16 protein-coding genes are annotated in these 18,951 nt (G+C 62.4%); 7 read left to right on the top strand and 9 right to left on the bottom strand.

Translation table 11 applies throughout. The annotated features are described in order from the left end of the window. Window positions 1-72: 72 nt before the first annotated feature. Window positions 73-2,364, bottom strand: coding sequence for a TonB-dependent siderophore receptor (locus tag A0O30_RS14440; RefSeq protein ID WP_105946962.1), 2,292 nt, complete (start codon window positions 2,362-2,364; stop codon window positions 73-75). Window positions 2,365-2,586: 222 nt separating this feature from the next. Here A0O30_RS14440 and A0O30_RS14435 point away from each other — a divergent pair, with 222 nt between their 5' ends. After that, window positions 2,587-3,267: a Fe2+-dependent dioxygenase gene (locus A0O30_RS14435; RefSeq protein ID WP_025753806.1), complete on the top strand. Its 681-nt coding sequence runs from the start codon at window positions 2,587-2,589 to the stop codon at window positions 3,265-3,267. Between the two features lie 3 nt (window positions 3,268-3,270). Further along, entirely contained in the window at window positions 3,271-4,020 is a 750-nt protein-coding gene (locus A0O30_RS14430; RefSeq protein WP_105946961.1) for a tetratricopeptide repeat protein, read from the top strand. A 74-nt stretch (window positions 4,021-4,094) separates the two neighbouring features. Here A0O30_RS14430 and A0O30_RS14425 read toward each other — a convergent pair whose 3' ends face one another. Then, the gene (locus A0O30_RS14425; RefSeq protein WP_016713187.1) at window positions 4,095-5,258 is read right to left on the bottom strand and encodes a type III PLP-dependent enzyme; all 1,164 of its coding nucleotides are present in this window, start codon (window positions 5,256-5,258) and stop codon (window positions 4,095-4,097) included. Window positions 5,259-5,765: 507 nt separating this feature from the next. Here A0O30_RS14425 and A0O30_RS14420 point away from each other — a divergent pair. From A0O30_RS14420 to A0O30_RS14410, 3 genes are all read left to right on the top strand, one after another. Further along, window positions 5,766-6,251, top strand: coding sequence for a sigma-70 family RNA polymerase sigma factor (locus A0O30_RS14420; RefSeq protein ID WP_105946960.1), 486 nt, complete (start codon window positions 5,766-5,768; stop codon window positions 6,249-6,251). Between the two features lie 20 nt (window positions 6,252-6,271). Beyond that, complete coding sequence (locus A0O30_RS14415) at window positions 6,272-7,234, top strand: FecR family protein (RefSeq protein ID WP_105947041.1); 963 nt, start codon at window positions 6,272-6,274, stop codon at window positions 7,232-7,234. 107 nt (window positions 7,235-7,341) lie between these two features. After that, window positions 7,342-9,771: a TonB-dependent receptor gene (locus A0O30_RS14410; RefSeq protein ID WP_105946959.1), complete on the top strand. Its 2,430-nt coding sequence runs from the start codon at window positions 7,342-7,344 to the stop codon at window positions 9,769-9,771. Between the two features lie 131 nt (window positions 9,772-9,902). Here the strand turns inward: A0O30_RS14410 and A0O30_RS14405 are convergent, their stop codons facing one another. Genes A0O30_RS14405 through A0O30_RS14390 form a run of 4 tightly spaced genes read right to left on the bottom strand, consistent with a single transcriptional unit; the run spans window position 9,903 to window position 13,348 of the window. Then, window positions 9,903-11,060 carry a betaine/proline/choline family ABC transporter ATP-binding protein gene (locus A0O30_RS14405; RefSeq protein WP_105946958.1) on the bottom strand — a complete coding sequence of 386 codons (1,158 nt, stop codon included), beginning with the start codon at window positions 11,058-11,060 and terminating at the stop codon, window positions 9,903-9,905. Beyond that, entirely contained in the window at window positions 11,057-11,710 is a 654-nt protein-coding gene (locus A0O30_RS14400) for an ABC transporter permease (protein WP_016713182.1), read from the bottom strand. Before A0O30_RS14400 ends, A0O30_RS14405 begins: the two co-directional genes overlap by 4 nt. Beyond that, entirely contained in the window at window positions 11,707-12,621 is a 915-nt protein-coding gene (locus A0O30_RS14395; protein WP_105946957.1) for a glycine betaine ABC transporter substrate-binding protein, read from the bottom strand. Before A0O30_RS14395 ends, A0O30_RS14400 begins: the two co-directional genes overlap by 4 nt. 13 nt (window positions 12,622-12,634) lie before the next feature. After that, a complete protein-coding gene (locus A0O30_RS14390) occupies window positions 12,635-13,348 on the bottom strand; it encodes an ABC transporter permease (RefSeq protein ID WP_028698933.1) in 714 nt (237 codons plus the stop codon). Window positions 13,349-13,706: 358 nt separating this feature from the next. Between A0O30_RS14390 and A0O30_RS14385 the strand changes: the two genes are divergently transcribed. Continuing rightward, window positions 13,707-14,282, top strand: coding sequence for a hypothetical protein (locus A0O30_RS14385; RefSeq protein WP_105946956.1), 576 nt, complete (start codon window positions 13,707-13,709; stop codon window positions 14,280-14,282). A gap of 103 nt (window positions 14,283-14,385) precedes the next feature. Beyond that, on the top strand, window positions 14,386-15,969 hold the full coding sequence (locus tag A0O30_RS14380; protein WP_016713179.1) for a peptide chain release factor 3: 1,584 nt from the start codon (window positions 14,386-14,388) through the stop codon (window positions 15,967-15,969). Window positions 15,970-16,002: 33 nt separating this feature from the next. Here the strand turns inward: A0O30_RS14380 and A0O30_RS14375 are convergent, their stop codons facing one another. From A0O30_RS14375 to A0O30_RS14365, 3 genes are read right to left on the bottom strand one after another with little or no spacing between them, the layout of a single operon-like run. Then, window positions 16,003-17,082, bottom strand: coding sequence for a polyamine ABC transporter substrate-binding protein (locus tag A0O30_RS14375; protein ID WP_016713178.1), 1,080 nt, complete (start codon window positions 17,080-17,082; stop codon window positions 16,003-16,005). Between the two features lie 52 nt (window positions 17,083-17,134). Then, on the bottom strand, window positions 17,135-17,476 hold the full coding sequence (locus A0O30_RS14370) for a cupin domain-containing protein (protein ID WP_016501370.1): 342 nt from the start codon (window positions 17,474-17,476) through the stop codon (window positions 17,135-17,137). A 32-nt stretch (window positions 17,477-17,508) separates the two neighbouring features. Next, on the bottom strand, window positions 17,509-18,915 hold the full coding sequence (locus A0O30_RS14365; RefSeq protein WP_105946955.1) for an FAD-binding oxidoreductase: 1,407 nt from the start codon (window positions 18,913-18,915) through the stop codon (window positions 17,509-17,511). Window positions 18,916-18,951: the final 36 nt, after the last annotated feature.

Genomic DNA, 18,951 nt, shown 5'->3' with positions numbered 1-18,951 from the left:
GCGCGGCGTGCATTATGCCTTGATACGCAAAAGCCCCGCTCACTGGAATGAACGGGGCTTTGGGTTGCTGCTTTAGAAGTGAACGCTGGTGGTCAACAGTGCAGTCCGCCCGGCCGCCTGGTTGGCGAAGTGGGTGGAGAAGGCCTTGTCGTAATACACCTCGTTGGTCAGGTTCTGCACGTTCAGCTGCAGGTCGACGTTCTTGGTCAGCTTGTAGGCGGCCATGGCGTCGTAGCGTACATAGCTGTCGACCATGGTGGTGTTGGCCACGCTGCCGTACACGTCATCCACGTAGAACGCACCACCACCGATGGTCAGCTTTGGTGTGATCGCGTAAGTGGTCCACAGGCTGGCGCTGTTGTTTGGCGTGTTCGGCAGCTGGTTGCCGTCGTTGGCCTTGCCCAGCGGGCCGCCGTCGATCTGGCGGGCCTGCATGTAGGTGTAGCCGGCGAACACCTGCCATTTGTCGGTCAGCTTGCCGCTGGCAGACAGTTCAATACCTTGCACGCGGGTTTCACCGACGTTCTCGTAGGTGTTGGTGTTGACCTGTACCCGGGCGTTTTCTTTCTCGGTGCGGAACAGCGCCGCAGCCAGAGACAGGCGCTCGTCAAGCAGGTTCCACTTGGTGCCGATCTCGTAGTTGGTGGTTTCTTCCGGCTCCATATCGCTGGCCAGCAGATTCCCGTTGCGGTCAGGTGTGCCACCCAGCGGGTTGCCTTCGGTACCTTCGCCGAGCATGGCGCCTGGTGGCGTAGCCGAGGTGGCGTAGGACACGTAGATGCTGCCGTTTTCGGCCGGCTTCCACACCAGACCCAGTTGGCCGGTCACGAACTCGCTGACGTCGTTGCCTTTGGCAGTGGTGGTGCCAGCGGCGTTGTAGGTTTTGTAGTCGGTGTCGAAGTGGTCGTATCGCAGGCCCATGTTGACCAGCCACTCGGGGGTCAGCTCCAGGGTATCGAACACGTAGATCGCACGGGTCTTGCTGTTGGTGGTGGTGCCAGCGTAGTTGCGCGAGATGGTGCCGTTCCACGGATCATCCGGGTTCGGGTTGCTCAGCGAGGTGCAGTTGTAGCCGCTGGTGGCGCCGATCATGCCCGGGGTGCAGTTGGTGTTGGCGCTGCCGCCTGGGACGGTGTCGGTGTCAACGGTGTAGCTGGAGCGCTCGCTTTCTTCGCGGCTCAGTTCGATACCGGTGGAGAAGCTGTTCTTCAGGCCACCGACGTAGAACTCGCCAAACAGGTCGGTCTGGTTGGTGGTGGTAGCGGTGTTGCCCACACGGGTGTTGGCCCGGCGCCATACGCTGCCGTTGTTGACGTTGCCCTTGCTGTCGTCAGGCTGGGTCAGGATGTAGTCCTGCATGCTGTTGCCGTGACGCAGGGTGTTCTTGATGGTCAGCGAGTCGGTCAGGTCGTGCTCGATGGCGAAGGTGGCGATGTCCACGCGGGTCTTGCGGAAGTCGCGCCCGGTCAGGCCGTAGAAGTTGTCGCTGTCGCCGCCGTCATCCGGTTTGCTCGGGTGCGCCGAGGTGCGCCCGCCGCTGCCATTGGTCGGGATGGTGTACGGAATGCCCGAATCCGGCAGGTCGTCGCTTTCCAGGTGGTAGTAGTCAAGGTTGACGCGGGTCGGCGTGCCCAGGCCGAATGCCAGCGACGGGGCGATACCCCAGCGGTCGTAGTTGACCTTGTCGCGGCCGGAGACGTTGCTTTCGTGGGTCATCAGGTTCAGGCGGCCGGCAACGGTATCGCTGAACTGGTAGTTGCCATCGAAGGTGTAGCGCTGGGTCTGGTCGCTGCCCCAGGTCCAAGCACCGTCCAGCGAGTTACCCAGATGCGCACGCTTGCTCACCAGGTTGATGGTACCGCCGGCAGCGCCACGGCCACCGATGGCCGAGTTAGGGCCTTTGGCCACTTCCACCGATTCGATGGCGAAGATTTCGCGGGTTTGCGCGCCAGTATCACGCACGCCGTCCAGGTAGGTATCGCCCTGGGCGTCGAAGCCACGGATGAACGGGCGGTCGCCTTGCGGGTTGCCGCCTTCGCCGGCACCGAAGGTAATGCCCGGCACAGTGCGCAGTGCGTCCTGCAGGGTCAAGGCATTGGTGTCCTTGATCACTTGCTGCGGGATCACGGTAACCGAGCGCGGGGTGTCTACCAGCGGCGCGGTGTACTTCTGCGAGGAGGCCTTTTCGACCTTGTAATCGGTGCTGGCTTGTTCAGCCTTGCCATTGACGCTGGTGGCGTCGAGGGTAATGGCGCTGTTCGCGGCCGGGTCGGCGGCGTAGACCGACGTGGCGCTAAGGGCGACACCGATGGCAGACACGATCAGGCGTGGTGAGCTCACTGCAGATGGTACGGACTGGCGCATTGCTAAGGACCTTCCCCAAGGTGTTGAGGCGGCGGATCTTAATGTAAGCAATTGTGACTCACAATTGAGAGTCGTTACCATTCGTGAAGAATTTACAATCTTTACAATTTGCCTTTACGGTTTCATACAGCTGAAACGTCTTAAGCGGCGAATGGGGCTTGTGCAGCGCAAAAGGGAATCAATATCATTGGCGCCTTTACACTTCCTAACGGTGCTGCTGCCATGCTGCTTCACATCCCAGGCCTGTTCGACGCTGATGAGCTGGCCCGTATCCGCGAGGCGCTGGAGCAGGCCGACTGGGCTGATGGCAAGGCTACGGCTGGCTACCAGTCGGCCAAGGCCAAGCACAACCTGCAGTTGCCGGAAGGGCACCCGCTGGCCAAGGAGATTGGCAGCGCGCTGATCGACCGGCTGTGGAAAACCCCGCGCTTCATGTCGGCGGCCTTGCCACACAAGGTGTTCCCGCCGCTGATCAACTGCTACCGCGAAGGCGGCAATTTCGGCTTCCACATCGACAACGCCCTGCGCCAGCCCAAGGGCAGCCCGGAGCGGGTGCGTACCGACCTGTCTTCCACGCTGTTCCTCAGCGACCCGGACAGCTACGACGGTGGCGAGCTGGTGATCCAGGACACTTACGGCGTGCAGCAGGTCAAGTTGGCCGCCGGTGACCTGGTGCTGTACCCCGGTACCAGCCTGCACAAGGTAAACCCGGTAACCCGTGGCCAGCGTTACGCCGCATTTTTCTGGACCCAGAGCCTGGTGCGTGAGGACAGCCAGCGGACGCTGTTGTTCGAGATGGATAACGCTATCCAGCAATTGACTGCCGATGTGCCGGACCATCCGTCGCTGCTGCAACTGACCGGCACCTACCACAACCTGCTGCGCCGCTGGGCCGAGGTCTGAGCCGTGTCCTACCAGTTGCGACGTGAGGAAGTGGTGGATGTGGCCGGTTTGCAGGCCATGCTGGAGGAAAGCCCCGGCAAGGCCGCGCAAGCGATTCTGGCGGCGGCGGGGCAGGGCGCGGTCGAGGCGCAGTTGCTGCTAGGCCAGATCCTGCTGGATGGCCGCGGTATCGAAGAAGATGCCACCGTGGCCCGGCGTTGGTTTGGCATCGCCGCACAGGGTGGCAGTGCCATGGCGCACAACATGCTCGGGCGTTGCCTGGAGCATGGTTGGGGCGGTGAGCCGAGCCTGACGCAGGCGGCCATCCACTATGCGCGTGCCGCCGACGCGGGACTGGACTGGGGCCTGTACAACCTGGGCAACCTGTTGGCCACCGGACGTGGGGTGCCGGCCGATCAGGGGCAGGCCCTGATGTGCTACGAGAAGGCTGCGCAGATGGGGCATGCCAAGTCGATGAACCTGTATGGGCGTTACCTGGAGCAGGGCATTGCCACGGCACCCAGCCCGGCGCGGGCAGTGCGCTGGTATCGGCGCTCGGCCGAGGCGGGCGATTTTCGCGGGATGTTCAGCCTGGCGCTGGTGCTGGTCGAGCGTGGGCAAATGGCGGAGGCCGGGCAGTGGCTGGAGCGGGCGCGGGTTGAGGGGAACATGAATTTCCTGCGCGCTGCGTTGGTGACTTTGCAGAAAGCAGGACCGGTGTTGATGGCCTTTGCGGCAAGGTATGCCGAGGAAATCGAACGGCGCGGGGACTAAGGTTGCCTGTGCCGGCGATAGGGCCGGTACAGGAAAGCACAAATGAAAACGGGGCCTCGCGGCCCCGTTTTGCATTACAGGTAGTAAGCCTTCAGCGGCGGGAAGCCGTTGAATTCCACCGCGCTGTAGCTGGTGGTGTAGGCGCCGGTCGACAGCCAGTACAGGCGGTCACCGATGGCCAGGTTCAGCGGCAGGCCGTACTTGTAGTTTTCGTACATGATGTCGGCGCTGTCGCAGGTTGGGCCGGCGATGACCACTTCTTCGGCTTCGCCTTTCTTCTCGGTCCAGATCGGGAACTTGATGGCTTCGTCCATGGTTTCGATCAGGCCGGAGAACTTGCCCACGTCGGTGTAGATCCAGCGCTCGACGGCGGTACGCGACTTGCGCGCCACCAGCACCACTTCGCTGACCAGGATACCGGCGTTGGCAATCAGCGAACGGCCTGGCTCCAGGATGATTTCCGGCAGCTCGTCACCGAAGTCTTCCTTCAGGAAGCGGATGATTTCTTCAGCGTAGGTTTCCAGGCTGTTGGTACGGGTGATGTAGTTGGCCGGGAAGCCGCCACCCATGTTGATCAGCTTCAGCTCGATGCCGTCTTCTTCCTTCAGGCGCTCGAAGATCACCTTGACCTTGGCAATGGCAGCATCCCACACGCTGATGTCGCGCTGCTGTGAGCCCACGTGGAACGAGATGCCGTAAGGCACCAGGCCCAGGTCGCGGGCGAGGATCAGCAGGTCCATGGCCATGTCGGTCTGGCAGCCGAACTTGCGGGACAGCGGCCAGTCAGCCGTGGTCGAGCCTTCAGTCAGGATACGCACGTACACTTTCGAGCCCGGTGCGGCCTTGGCGATGTTGCGCAGGTCGGCTTCGGAGTCGGTGGCGTACAGGCGCACGCCCTTCTCGTAGAAGTAGCGGATGTCCTTGGACTTCTTGATGGTGTTGCCGTAGCTGATACGGTCGGCGCTGACGCCACGGCCCAGCACTTTGTCCAGCTCGTAGATCGAGGCGATGTCGAAGCTCGAACCTTTCTCTTTGAGCAGGTCGATGATTTCGACGGCCGGGTTGGCCTTGACCGCGTAGTACACCTTGGCGAATTCGAAACCGGCGCGCAGGTCGTCATAGGCCTGGCTGATCATCTGGGTATCGATGAGTACGAACGGGGTTTCCTGCTTGTCGGCGAACGCCTTCATTTTCTGGAAGGTGTCACGCGCGAAATAGTCTTCGACCTGGATCGACATGCTCAGGGACTCCATGGGCAAACTGAAAGAATAAGTGGCTGCAAACTGAACGTCCTCCGTATCCCCACTTTGGTTCGCCTACTCAGTACTTGAGCCGGATGGATCGTTTCCAGCATGGACGTTCGGCGCGCACTTTAGGGCGTGAAGAATGCAGAATCAACAGGTAATCCGGGCGTGATCGGCGTGGATCGACGACCAGCCATTTGAATAACCGACCCATGTGACCGGCTGATGTTCCCCACGATGTTTCAAGCGTTAAATATTGTGGAATAGACCGTATTGGCTCCTTCGCGGGCGCGCCCGCTCCCACAGGCATCGCGCGCTTTGTGTGGGAGCGGGCGTGCCCGCGAAAGGGCTTCAGGTGTTCATATTTATGGCCACATTTTCCTGGCACCCACGTACAGGAAATCGCGCATAAATTTTTTGTTACCGACTGGCGGATTTGCTGGTTTTGATGAGAAACATTACTATTCGCACCCTTATCTGCCTCCCTGATGACCCCCGACCGTGTCCGGACACAAAGGCTTCCTCGACCATTACCATGAGCTGATCGGCACCTGGACGCGCAAACTGCGCAGTCGTCAGCAGGCCGAGGACCTCACCCACGATGCCTTTGTCCGGGTACTGGAAAACCCGCGCGAACAGGTTGAGCAGCCGCGCGCCTATCTGCACCAGACCGCACGCAACATTGCCGTGGATGGCTTCCGCCGCGAAGACCGCCGCCAGGCCCTGGAACTGGAAACCTTCGACGAGGGCAGTGGCGGCAGTGGCGACCCGGAGGCCTACGTGCAGGCCCTGGAGCTGGCCGACAGCGTCGAGCGGGCACTGGCCCAGTTGCCGCTCAACTGCCGGCAGGTGTTCATCTGGCAGAAGCTCGAAGGCCTGACCCAGGCCGAAATCGCCGAGCGCATGGGGCTGAGCAAGAACATGGTCGAAAAGTATATGATCCGCACGCTCCGGCATTTGCGTGAGCATCTGGATGTGTCGGCATGAAGCGTCAGGAGACCTTTTCGATGAAACAGCACGGTACCGATACCGTCCGCGAGCAGGCGGCCGCATGGTTTGCCCGCGTGCAGGATGCGCCTCGGGATGCCGGGTTGCAGACCCAGTTGCGCGCCTGGCTGGTGAGCGACGAGCGCCACCGGGAAGAGTACGAACACCTCAACCGCGTGTGGCAGGCCGCCACCTTCATTCCACGTCAGCGCCTTGAAGCGCTGTGCCAGCCAGACCCGGTGCAGCAACTGCCACGTCGGCGTTTCGTGCGTCAGGCCTTGGCCGCCAGTGTGGCGGTGTTGGCGTTGGGCCTGGGCTGGGGCGGCTGGCATTACCAGCAACTGAACCATCAGGGCAGCCTGCAGACTGCCTTTAACGAGCGCCGCCAGGTTGAGTTGCCGGATGGCACGCACCTGGAACTCAATGGCAATACACAGGTGCAGGTCGATTTCAGCGCCGGCCAGCGGCATATCCGCCTGAGCGCCGGCGAGGTGATGTTCAGCGTCGCCCACGACAGCGCCAGGCCGTTCGTGGTCGATACTGCCCAAGGCAGCGTGACCGTAACCGGTACCCGCTTTGATGTACGTCTGGACCCGGCCAGCACCCGGGTGGCGGTGGAGCAGGGCTCGGTGCGCGTGCAGGGCAAGGGGGCTTCGCTGGCGCAGCTAACGGCCGGGCAGGGTTCGCATATAGATGCACAAGGCGTGGTTGCCGCACCTTATGCCGTCAACGCGGCTGCGGTAACGGCCTGGCGTCAGGGCAAGCTGGTGTTCGATAACGCCACCCTGGCCGAGGTGGTGGCCGAAGCCTCGCGTTATCGCAGCCAGCCGCTACGGGTTGCTCCTGGGAAAGTCGCCCGGATGCGCCTGTCCAGCACCTTCAGCACTGACGATACCGACGCCCTGCTGCGGGCCTTGCCGAGCATCCTGCCGGTGGCCATCAAGGCCCATGAAGACGGCTCTCGCGAAATAATTGCGAAATAGATTCAGGTTTTTTTCCACTCGTTCGTCTTCCTCGCCAGCTGCAACTGCCAAGCATTTCCATTTGCACGCGGTTGGCGTTTATTCCGCATTCAGGATGTTTCGACGACGTGAACAACAACAAGCCTTTCCCACGCTTCCGCGCCCTGGCGCTGGCCCTGGCGGTCAGTGCCGTGGCCGTCAACAGCCAGGCTGCACAGGCCGGCAACACCATCCAGATCCAGGCCCAGCCGCTGGGTTCGGCGCTGAGCCAGCTTGGCCAGCAGACCAACCTGCAACTGTTCTTCAGCCCCGAGTTGGTGGCTGGCAAGCAGGCTCCGGCGGTGTCCGGCAACCTGGCGCCGGTGCAGGCGCTGCAACAGTTGCTGCAAGGCAGCGGGCTGACCTTCGAGATGTCCCAGGATACCGTCGTGGTAAAGCCGCTGCCGACTACCCTTGACCTGGGCAGTGGCAGCCTGGAGCTGGCGCCCACCGACATCAAGGTAGTCGGTGACTGGCTGGGCGATGCGCAGCAGAGCGTGGTGCAGAACCACCCCGGCGCGCGCACCGTGGTGCGCCGCGAGGCGATGGTAGAGAAGGGCGCGATGAACGTGCGCGATGTGCTGCGCGGCATCCCGGGTGTGCAGGTGCAGGACTCCAACGGCACTGGCGGCAGCGACCTGTCGCTGAACGTGGGCGTGCGCGGCCTCACCTCGCGCCTGTCGCCGCGCTCCACCGTGTTGATCGACGGCATCCCGGCCGCGTTCGCGCCGTATGGCCAGCCGCAGCTGTCGATGGCGCCCATTTCCTCGGGCAACCTCGACAGCATCGACGTGGTACGTGGTGCAGGCTCGGTACGCTATGGCCCGCAGAACGTGGGCGGGGTGATCAACTTCGTCACCCGGGCAATTCCGGAAAAGGCCTCGGCAGAGCTGTCCACCACCCTGGAAACGTCCCAGCACGGCGGCTGGAAGCACACCGAGTCGGCCTTCGTCGGCGGCACGGCAGACAACGGCATGGGTGTGGCACTGCTGTACACCGGCGTGAACGGCAACGGTTACCGTGAAAGCAACAACGGCAACGACATCGACGACGTTATCCTCAAGACCCACTGGGCGCCGACCGATGTCGACGAGTTCTGGCTCAACTTCCACTACTACGATGGCCGCGCCGACATGCCCGGTGGCCTGACCCAGGCCCAGTACGACAGCAACCCGTACCAGTCGCTGCGCGACTACGACTACTTCGCCGGTCGGCGCAAGGACGTGTCGTTCAAATGGCAACGCCAGCTCGACGATGCCACCCAGTTCGAAGTGCTGACTTATTACACCGACAGCTTCCGTGGCAGTGCCATCGCTTCGCGTGACATGAAGACCCTGTCGTCGTACCCGCGCAACTATCACACCTTCGCCATCGAGCCGCGTGTGTCGCGCATCTTCTTTGCCGGCCCGACCACCCAGGAAGTCAGCGTGGGTTATCGCTACCTGAAGGAAGCGATGCGTGAGCAGTCGACGCGCCTGGCGCTGATCGACAACGTGCCCACCGTGACCCCGACCTCCGACGGCCATGTGTTCCAGGACCGCAGCGGTGGCACCGAGGCCAGCGCCTACTACATCGACGACAAGATCGACGTGGGCAACTGGACCATCACCCCGGGCATCCGCTTCGAGCACATCAACACTGACTGGCGCGACCGCCCGGTGCTGGATGCCAACAACCGCCCGGTGGCGGAGAAGAAACGCAGCATCACCAGCAACGAGCCGCTGCCGGCGCTGAGCGTGATGTACCACATCTCCGACGCGTGGAAAGTGTTCGCCAACTACGAAACTTCGTTCGGCAGTTTGCAGTACTTCCAGCTGGGGCAGGGCGGGACAGGCAACAGCACGGCCAATGGCCTGGAGCCGGAAAAGGCCAAGACCTACGAAATCGGCACGCGTTATGACGATGGCGGTTTTGCCGGTGAGCTGACGGCGTTCTACATCGACTTTGATGACGAACTGCAATACATCAGCAATGACGTGGGCTGGACCAACCTGGGTGCGACCAAGCACCAAGGGATCGAGGCTTCTGTGCGCTATGACCTGGCCGGGCTGGACCCGCGCCTGGATGGCTTGTCGGTGAGCGGTGGCTACACCTTTACCCGTGCAACCTATGAAGGTGAGATCCCGGGCTTCAAGGGCCGTGACTTGCCGTTCTATTCACGTCAGGTGGCCACTGCCGGCGTGCGCTACGCGGTCAACCGCTGGACCTGGAGCCTGGATGCCTACGCCCAATCCAAGCAGCGTGCGCCGGGCACCGGGATCAACGCCGACGGCAGCTTCAATGGTGACTACATCACCGAGCCGAGTGCGGATGGGCAGTATGGCGATATTCCGGGTTACGTGACCTGGCATGCCCGTGGCGGGTATGAGTTCGGGCCAGAGATGTCCAACCTGAAGTTGGCGGCGGGGGTGAAGAACCTGTTCGACAAGCAGTACTTCACCCGTTCCAGCGACAACAATGCCGGCATTTATGTGGGTGAGCCGCGGACCTTCTATGTGCAGGCCAGTGTAGGGTTCTAAGCAACGCCGGGGCCGCTGTGCGGCCCATCGCGGGCAAGCCAGCTCCCACAGGTACAGCGCAAACCTTGAAATTGGCGCTGTACCTGTGGGAGCTGGCTTGCCTGCGATGGGGCGCAAAGCGCCCCCAGCAATTACGAAACCACCGCCTCAGCCGGCGAAAAAATGCTGGTTTTCGCCCCCCGCGAGCGCCCCGAGCTCAGGTACGCAGCAATCGACTCCTGCGTCACCTCGCCCAGAAACACCTGCTCGGCATCCAGCACCGGCAACCACGCCCGGTTGAACTCGTACATGCGCGACAGCAGGATGCGCAAATGCTCATCATGCGACGCCGTGGCATTGAACGGCCGCAGGAAGTCACCACAGGTGCCCTGCTGGCGGTGCATGTCACGCCGGCGCACATACCCCAGCGCCTTGTTCTGCGCATCGGTCACCACCACATAGCGGCGGTCGTGTTCATCCAGCAGTTCCAGTGCATCGCTGACCGGCGTTTCCGGGCTCACCGACGGCGCGTTGTCCGCGGCATCCTCGGCACGTACCAGCAATAGGCGTTTGAGGGTGCTGTCCTGGCCAACGAAGTTGCTGACAAACTCATCCGCCGGGTGCGCCAGCAGGGTGTCCGGGTGGTCCAGCTGCAACAGTTTGCCGGCACGGAAGATGGCGATCTTGTCGCCCAGCTTGATCGCCTCGTCGATGTCGTGGCTGACCATGATCACCGTCTTGTTCAGCGCCCGCTGCATCTCGAAGAACTCGTTCTGGATCATTTCGCGGTTGATCGGGTCGACCGCGCCGAACGGCTCGTCCATCAGCAGCACCGGCGCTTCTGCCGCCAAGGCGCGGATCACGCCGATGCGCTGCTGCTGGCCACCGGACAGCTCACGCGGGTAGCGCTGCAGGTACTGCTTGGGCTCCAGCTTGATCATGTGCATCAGCTCGCGTGCACGCTCGTGGCACTTTTGCTTGTCCCAGCCGAGCAGGCGCGGGACCACGGTGATGTTCTCTTCGATGGTCATGTTGGGGAACAAACCGATCTGCTGGATCACATAGCCGATGTGCCGGCGCAGGGTCACTTCGTCCAGCCCGGTGGTGTCTTCGCCATTGATGAACACCTGGCCCGAGGTGGGCGTGATCAGGCGGTTGATCATTTTCAGCGTGGTGCTTTTGCCGCAGCCCGAGGGGCCGAGGAACACGCAGATTTCCCCTTCGTTGACGGTGAGGTTTACCGCGTCGACGGCTTTCACGTCCTTGCCGTTGACGTTGAAGGTTTTGCTGAGGTTCTTCAGTTCGATCATGAGCGCAGTCCTTCTGGAGTCAGGGCACGTTGCAGGGTTTGCAGGAGCAGGTCGGCAATGATCGCCAGCAGGCTGACCAGCACAGCGCCGACCAGCAGCATCGACATGTCGCTGCGGCTGATGGAGGTGAGGATGAGTACACCCAGGCCGCCAGCACCGATGGTGGCGGCAATGGTCATGACGCCGATGTTCATGACCACGGCGGTGCGCACGCCGGCGAGGATCACCGGCACGGCAATGGGCAGCTCGACCATGCGCAGGCGCTGGCCGAAGGTCATGCCGATGCCGCGTGCGGCTTCACGGATGCCGGGCTCGACGTTGGTCAGGGCCAGGTAGGTGTTACGCATGATCGGCAGCAGCGAATAGAGGAACACGGCAGTGATCGCCGGGAGTGGTCCAAGGCCTTGGCCGAATTTGGAGTAGAACGGCAGCAGAAGGCCGAACAGGGCGATGGAGGGGATGGTCAGCAGCACCGTGGCGCTGGCCTGCAATGGGCCAGCGAGGGCCGGGAAGCGCGTCATCAGAATGCCCAGCGGCACCCCGACGAGGATCGCCAGGCCTACAGCGATGCCCACCAGCATGATGTGCTGCCAGGTCAGTTGCAGTACCTGGGCCCAGTCCAGGTGGCTGAAGGTATCGATCAGGTTCATGGCTGGCCCTCGCTGTTCAGTGGGTGCTCACGCAGGAAGGCGGCGGCAACGGCGGTCGGGTTCTGGTGCTCGACGTCGACCTTGGCGTTGAGCTGGCGCATGGTTTCGTCATCCAGCTGCTCGGCCAGCGGCTTGAGCAGGCCGGCCAGTTGCGGGTTGGCGTCGAGCACGGCTTTGCGCACCACCGGGGCGGCGGTGTAGTCCGGGAAGTAGTGCTTGTCGTCTTTTAGCAGCTTGAGGTCGAAGGCGTTCAGGCGGCCATCGGTGGTGTACACCAGGCCGACGAACACCTGGTTGTTGCGCATGGCCGTGTAGACGAGGCCGCCGTCCATCTGGCGGATGTTGCGACGGTCCAGCGGCAGGCCGTACATCTCGCGCAGGCCGACCAGGCCGTCGGGGCGGTTGGCGAACTCGGTGTCCAGCGCCACCAGGTGGGTACGCTGGCTTTCGTCACGCAGCACCTGGTTAAGGTCGCTGATGGTGTTCACCTGCGGGTAGGCTTCGGCCACTTGCCGGGGCAGGCCCAGCGCATAGGTGTTGCTGAACTTCGACGGGGTCAGCCAGATCAGGTCCTTCTTGGCATCCAGTGCCTTTACCCTGGCGAAAGTGGCTTCGGCGTTGGGCATGCGCTCGTCGATGTGGTTATACGACACCAGCGACACGCCCGTGTATTCCCACATCAGGTCGAGCTGGCCAGTCTCCTGGGCCTGGCGTGCGATGTTGCTGCCAAGGCCGGTGGTGACGCGCACGTCGAAGCCATTGGCACGCAGGTATTGCGCGGTGATTTCGGCGAGCACGGTCTGTTCGGTGAACACCCGCGCGCCGATGCGCACCAGCGGTTTTTCCGCTGCCTGGGCAAATCCTGCGAACAGCAGGGCCGCGCCCAGCAGCAAGGCGATTCTTTTCTTCATACGTTCCCTATCCTTATTGGGCCAGGCCACGTTCCAGCCAGCGCTTGCTGGAGAAACTCACCGCTGCGTCCAGCACCAGGGCCAGCAGCGCGGTGCACGCGGCGCCCAGCAGCAGCTGTGGCTGGTTGTTCAGGGCGATGCCGGGGAAGATCAGGCTGCCCAGGCTGTTGGCGCCGATCAGGAATGCCAGCGGCGCGGTGCCCACGTTCAATGCCAAGGCCACGCGTACACCCCCGACGATGATCGGCACGGCATTGGGCAGTTCCACCTGCCACAGTTGCTGGCGCGGGGTCATGCCGATGCCGGTGGCGGCTTCCTTGAGCGAGGCGGGGACGTTTTTCAGGCCTTCGTAGGTGTTGCGTACGATGGGCAGAAGAGAGGCGAGGAACAGTGCGAAGATCGCAGGCCCGGCGCCAATGCCCAGGATACTGAGCGCGATGGCCAGAACGGCCAGGGGAGGGATGGTGTTGCCAACGTTGAAGAACTGCATGAAGCGCTCGGCTTTGTCGACCCGGTGCGGTCGACTGAGCGCAATGCCGGCGGGGATGCCCACGGCCAACGCCGCCGCCATCGAAGCCAGCACCAGTACCAGGTGCGCTTGCAGGTAGAACCCAAGATCATCGCGATAACGCGTGATCGTGTCGATGCCGATCCAGTGGATCAGCAGGGCCAGGATGACGAGCACGGTGGCGCATCCCAACAGCCCTTTTCCGTAGCGTTTAGCCACAGGCGGACTCCTTGTGTTGTCGGCGAGCACACTTCTTTTTTGCCGGCCAGTGCTGGCGGCGAATGGTGTGTTCGCGAGTAGCAGCTTGATACACGCCGAAGGCTGCGATCAGGCCATGAGCCGAACCCCGTCGGGCCCGAAAATGCTGATGAAACCAGTCCCCAACCGAAGCGGGTTGCAGGGGAGTGGACGTCTCCGTGGGCGTAAAGGTTCCCATCTGAAGCGGCATTTGGCCAGCGCCAATTTCCCATGCGTTGGCATTTTCCAGGTGCCTTGCCCTACGCGACGGCCCTTGAATAGCGGTCAGCGACAGGATTTTTCAACCTGCTCGCAGACCATCTACTGAAGGGAGTATCCAATGCTCGTTCATGACTATGACCGGTCCTTCGTTGCCCATGTCGCGTGTACCACGCCTGGCTTCGAGGGCTACCTGGATTGCGCAAAACTGGCAGAAAAAGACGGCTTGGCGGCACGTGTGGCCGATGACTGGCTGGTGGTGACATCGCTGGTGGCCCCTGAGCCGCACCGGTTCTGGTTTCGTTGCATGGTGGACCAGGCAAGGGGGCGTCGGTATTACGACATACAGTCCTGGAGCCGGCGCACGGGCCGCGACTTCAATTCGAAAAAACGTTATCTGGACCGCAGCGGCAAGGGCTACGGTTGCCTGTATGACGAAAAAGTCGCTGATGACAGGCTGTGGAAGGTTATGGTGCCGGGCGAGCAAGGGCATGTCAGCATGGACCAGAGCCTGCAGGCCGGTGATTGCGTAGCGGTGCGCATCTGGACCCGCACCACCAACATCGAGCTCTGCGCTGCCGGCCGCGAAGACCTGCTTGATCACTGGTTTGCCCATGCTTGTGCAGGCCAAGGCGAGCCGCTTGACCTGGAAATCCGCATTACCGACATCGGTGAAGAACTGCTGGATGACCATTGAAGCGCAACTGGCATGTCGCTTGAACGGATGACATGCCGGTGCTTTGGTTATCGGTTTCGGGTATAATCTCGGCCCTTTTTGATCCCCAGTCAGGCGATTTCCCATGACCAACCAGGCCGCCGAAGTCGCGAAGCGCCGCACTTTCGCAATCATTTCCCACCCCGACGCCGGTAAAACCACCATCACCGAGAAGCTGCTGCTGATGGGCAAGGCCATTGCCGTCGCCGGTACCGTGAAGTCGCGCAAGTCCGACCGCCACGCCACCTCCGACTGGATGGAAATGGAGAAGCAGCGCGGCATCTCCATCACCACCTCGGTGATGCAGTTCCCGTACCGCGAGCACATGATCAACCTGCTCGACACCCCCGGCCACGAAGACTTCTCGGAAGACACCTACCGCACCCTGACCGCAGTGGACTCGGCGCTGATGGTGCTCGACGGCGGTAAAGGGGTTGAGCCGCGTACCATCGCCCTGATGGACGTGTGCCGCCTGCGCGACACGCCGATCGTCAGCTTCATCAACAAACTCGACCGTGACATCCGTGACCCGATCGAACTGCTGGACGAGATCGAAGCCGTACTGAAGATCAAGGCCGCGCCGATCACCTGGCCGATTGGTTGCTACCGCGACTTCAAAGGCGTGTACCACCTCACCGGCGACTACATCGTGGTGTACACCCCTGGCCACGGCCATGAGCGCACCGAAGCCAAGATCATCCAGAAGCTGGACTCGGACGAAGCCCGCGCACACCTGGGTGACCAGTACGATTCGTTTGTCGAGCAGCTGGAGCTGGTGCAGGGTGCCTGCCATGAGTTCAACCAGGAAGAGTTCATCAACGGTCAGCTGACCCCGGTGTTCTTCGGTACGGCACTGGGCAACTTCGGTGTGGATCACGTGCTCGACGCCGTGGTCGACTGGGCGCCGCGCCCGCTGGGCCGCGTTGCCCACGAGCGTACCGTCGAGCCTGTGGAAGAGAAGTTCACCGGCTTCGTGTTCAAGATCCAGGCGAACATGGACCCGAAACACCGCGACCGTATCGCCTTCATGCGCATCTGCTCGGGCAAGTACGAGAAGGGCATGAAGATGCGCCACGTGCGCCTGAACAAGGACCTGCGTATCGGCGATGCGCTGACCTTCTTCTCCTCCGAGCGTGAACAGCTGGAAGAGGCCTTTGCCGGTGACATCATCGGCCTGCACAACCACGGCACCATCCAGATCGGTGACACCTTCACCGAAGGCGAAGCGCTGGGCTTCACCGGTATCCCGCACTTCGCCCCGGAGCTGTTCCGTCGCGTGCGCCTCAAGGACCCATTGAAGTCCAAGCAGCTGCGCCAAGGCTTGCAGCAGCTGGCTGAAGAAGGTGCCACCCAGGTGTTCTTCCCGGAGCGCAGCAACGACATCATCCTGGGTGCGGTCGGTGTGCTGCAGTTCGACGTGGTCGCCAGCCGCCTGAAGGAAGAGTACAAGGTCGAGTGCGCCTACGAGCCGATCACCGTGTGGTCGGCCCGCTGGATCAGCTGCGACGACAAGAAGAAGCTTGAGGAATTCCAGACCAAGGCCATGGAAAACCTGGCCATCGACGGTGGTGGTCACCTGACCTACCTGGCCCCGACCCGGGTCAACCTGTCGCTGATGGAAGAGCGCTGGCCGGACATCAAGTTCCGCGCTACTCGCGAACATCACTGATAACTGAGAATGGGGCCGCCAAGCGGCCCCTTTTCAATTCCCGGCTTTGATACTGGTCCAGATCCGCGTGCGAATGCGGTCGATCTTCGCCGGCATCGCTTCCAGCGCATACAGCTTGCCCATCACATCCTCGCTCGGGTAAATCATCGTATTACCCTTCATCGCCGGGTCCACCAGCCCGTCCGCCTTCAGGTTGCCGTTGGCGTACTGCACATGGTTGCTGATGTTGGCCATCACGTCCGGCTGCAGCAGGTAGTTCATGTAGGCATACCCGGCTTTTTCATCCGGAGCATCCGCCGGCATGGCCACCATGTCGAACCACATGGGCGCGCCTTCCTTGGGGATCGAGTAGCCCACCTTCACCCCGTTCTTCGCTTCTTCGGCACGGTTCTTCGCTTGCAACACATCCCCCGAGAAGCCCACCACCACGCAAATGTCGCCGTTGGCCAGGTCGCCGGTGTACTTCGATGAGTGGAAGTAGCTGATGTACGGGCGTACCTGCATCAGCAATGCCTTGGCCTTGTCGTAGTCCGCCGGGTTCTGGCTGTGGTGCGGCAAGCCGAGGTAGTGCAAGGCAATCGGCAGCAGTTCAGGGCCGTTGTCCAGCACGGCAACGCCGCAGCTTTTCAGCTTGCTCATGTACTCGGGCTTGAAGATGAGGTCCCACGAATCAACCGGCGCATTGTCGCCGAGCACCGCCTTGACCTTGTCGATGTTGTAGCCGATGCCGGTACTGCCCCACAGGTACGGGAAGCCGTACTGGTTGCCCGGATCGTTCACCTCCAGTGCCTTGAGCAGCACCGGGTTGAGGTTTTGCCAGTTGGGCAACTGCGACTTGTCCAGGCGCTTCAGGGCCTTGCCCTGGATTTGCCGGGCCATGAAGTGGTTGGAGGGGAACACTACGTCGTAGCCGGAGTTGCCGGTCATCAGCTTGCCGTCGAGGGTTTCGTTGCTGTCGTACACGTCATAGGTGGGCACGATGCCGCTGGCTTGCTGGAAGTTCTTCAGCGTGTCGGGGGCGACATAGCTGGACCAGTTGTAGATCTTCACTGTTTCGGCGGCGCCGGCCACGCTGGCGGCCAGCATCAGGGGTGCAAGAAGGAGCGTGCGCATGTCGGGGTTACCTTGCTTTGTCTGTTGTTATCGAAGGCAGGCGATCAGCGGATCAGAAGATAAGGACGTAGGTCTTGCGCACGGTCTCCTGGATGTCCCAGGTGCCGGTGCTGTTGGCCGGTAGCATCAATGCGTCTCCGGCTTCTATGACCAGGGGTTCGCCACCGTCGGGGGTGAAGGTGCAGCGGCCCTTGATGAAATGGCAGAACTCCTGCTGCACGATCTGCCGGCGCCAGCGCCCGGGGGTGCATTCCCAGATGCCGGTTTCCACGCCGTCGCTGCGCTCCACGCAGGTGACCGACGTCACGGCTACGGGTTCGCCAAGCGGTACCGCGACCGGGTTGCTGCTGTCGAGCACGGCGCTGTCGGTGTTCTTGAACTGGGTGATGCTCATGACCGGTGGATCCTGTGTAGGGGAAAGGAAAGTCAGTGCATGAAGCCTTCCATGAAGTCCGCAAGCGAGCTGGCCAGGCGCCGCCTCCAGGGCGCGCTGGCGGGGTTGGCGAGGGTCCGGTCCTCGTGGACGAAGCTTTGGATGATGGCGTTGTAGCCCAGCCAGCGGCAGGGTTCGGGTGGCCAGCTGGCCAGGCTGGAAACCGGGCGGTTGTCGAGCACCCAGGGCTGCGCGGTCAGTTCGTTGTGCTGGTTGAGGATCAATGCTGCAAGCGTGCGCCCGCCCAGGTTGGTGGCGCCGACACCTTCGCCGCCGTAGCCGCCAGCCAGGGCAATGCCACGCTGGCGGTCGCACAGCATATGCGGGCGGAAGCGTCGGGCCATGCCCAGGTTGCCCCCCCAGGAGTGGGTGATGCGTACGTGTTTCAGTTGCGGGAAAAGCTCGCTGAACAGGTAACGGCGCAGTTCGATTTCATGCGCGTCGAGGTTGAAGTTTTCGCGCAGTCGGCCGCCGAAGCGATAGCCTCCGCGGGCACCGAATACCAGGCGGTTGTCGGCGGTGCGCTGGCCATAGGTGACCTGGCGGCTGCTTTCGCTGAAGGCCTGGCCTTGGCTCAGGCCGATCTGCTCCCAGGTCGAGTCCGGCAGCGGTTCGGTAGCCACCAGCAGGCTCTGTACGGGCAACTGATGTCTGCCCAGTGGCGGCAGGCTGGCAGCGTAACCCTCCACGGCGGGCACTACCCACTGGCAGCGAATCCGTGCCAGCGGCGTGCGCACCTCGCCGGGCTGCCAATCGATGGCCGGCGTGTTTTCATAGATCGGCACGCCCATCGCCTCCACTGTCCGAGCCAAACCGCGCACGAGTCTGGCCGGCTGGATGGTCGCGGTGTGCGGGCTGTAGATGGCACCAAAGGCATTGCTGACCCGCAGTTGGGCGTCCAGTTGCTCGGGGCGCAGCCAGCGGTAGTCGTCTTCGGTCATGCCTTGGCGATACAGATCGTCCAGGTAAGCGCGCAGGCTGCGTTCCTGCTCCGGGTAGCGTGCGGCGCAGTACAGCACGCCGCCCTTGCGGTAGTCGCAGTCGATGCCTTCGCGTTGCAGCACACGCTGTACTTCATCGGGAATGCCGTGCAGCAGATCGATGCTGGCGCGGCGCTGTTGTGGTGACAGGGTGGCCAGCAGGCGGTCTTCGCCCAGCAGGTTGCCCATCAGCCAGCCGCCGTTGCGCCCGGAGGCACCGAAACCGGCGATGTTGGCGTCGATCACCGCGATGTTCAGCTGCGGGGCCTGGCGCTTTAGGTAGTAGGCAGTCCACAGGCCGGTGTAGCCGGCACCGATGATGCACACGTCCGCAACCAGGTCTTCACGCAGGGCCGGGCGAGCGCACAGTGGCTCGTCGAGCTGGTCCATCCACAGGCTGAGCGTGCGCAGGGGTTGCATCGGGTCGGGCTCCACATCCGTCAAGGTCTGTGGGCG

This window comes from Pseudomonas sp. LLC-1 (assembly GCF_002992185.1).
In the GTDB taxonomy this organism is placed as follows: Bacteria; Pseudomonadota; Gammaproteobacteria; order Pseudomonadales; family Pseudomonadaceae; genus Aquipseudomonas; species Aquipseudomonas monteilii.
Note: the sequence above shows the minus strand (reverse complement) of the source record. Positions and strands in the feature narration are given on the sequence as shown.

What these genes read in the sequence shown, in the direction of transcription:
- A0O30_RS14405 (WP_105946958.1), bottom strand. Translation starts at nt 11,060, where the DNA reads ATGATCGAACTGAAGAACCTCAGCAAAACCTTCAACGTCAACGGCAAG.
- A0O30_RS14440 (WP_105946962.1), bottom strand. Translation starts at nt 2,364, where the DNA reads ATGCGCCAGTCCGTACCATCTGCAGTGAGCTCACCACGCCTGATCGTG.
- A0O30_RS14375 (WP_016713178.1), bottom strand. Translation starts at nt 17,082, where the DNA reads ATGCGCACGCTCCTTCTTGCACCCCTGATGCTGGCCGCCAGCGTGGCC.
- A0O30_RS14415 (WP_105947041.1), top strand. Translation starts at nt 6,272, where the DNA reads ATGAAACAGCACGGTACCGATACCGTCCGCGAGCAGGCGGCCGCATGG.
- A0O30_RS14425 (WP_016713187.1), bottom strand. Translation starts at nt 5,258, where the DNA reads ATGTCGATCCAGGTCGAAGACTATTTCGCGCGTGACACCTTCCAGAAA.
- A0O30_RS14380 (WP_016713179.1), top strand. Translation starts at nt 14,386, where the DNA reads ATGACCAACCAGGCCGCCGAAGTCGCGAAGCGCCGCACTTTCGCAATC.
- A0O30_RS14370 (WP_016501370.1), bottom strand. Translation starts at nt 17,476, where the DNA reads ATGAGCATCACCCAGTTCAAGAACACCGACAGCGCCGTGCTCGACAGC.
- A0O30_RS14435 (WP_025753806.1), top strand. Translation starts at nt 2,587, where the DNA reads ATGCTGCTTCACATCCCAGGCCTGTTCGACGCTGATGAGCTGGCCCGT.
- A0O30_RS14385 (WP_105946956.1), top strand. Translation starts at nt 13,707, where the DNA reads ATGCTCGTTCATGACTATGACCGGTCCTTCGTTGCCCATGTCGCGTGT.
- A0O30_RS14400 (WP_016713182.1), bottom strand. Translation starts at nt 11,710, where the DNA reads ATGAACCTGATCGATACCTTCAGCCACCTGGACTGGGCCCAGGTACTG.
- A0O30_RS14395 (WP_105946957.1), bottom strand. Translation starts at nt 12,621, where the DNA reads ATGAAGAAAAGAATCGCCTTGCTGCTGGGCGCGGCCCTGCTGTTCGCA.
- A0O30_RS14365 (WP_105946955.1), bottom strand. Translation starts at nt 18,915, where the DNA reads ATGCAACCCCTGCGCACGCTCAGCCTGTGGATGGACCAGCTCGACGAG.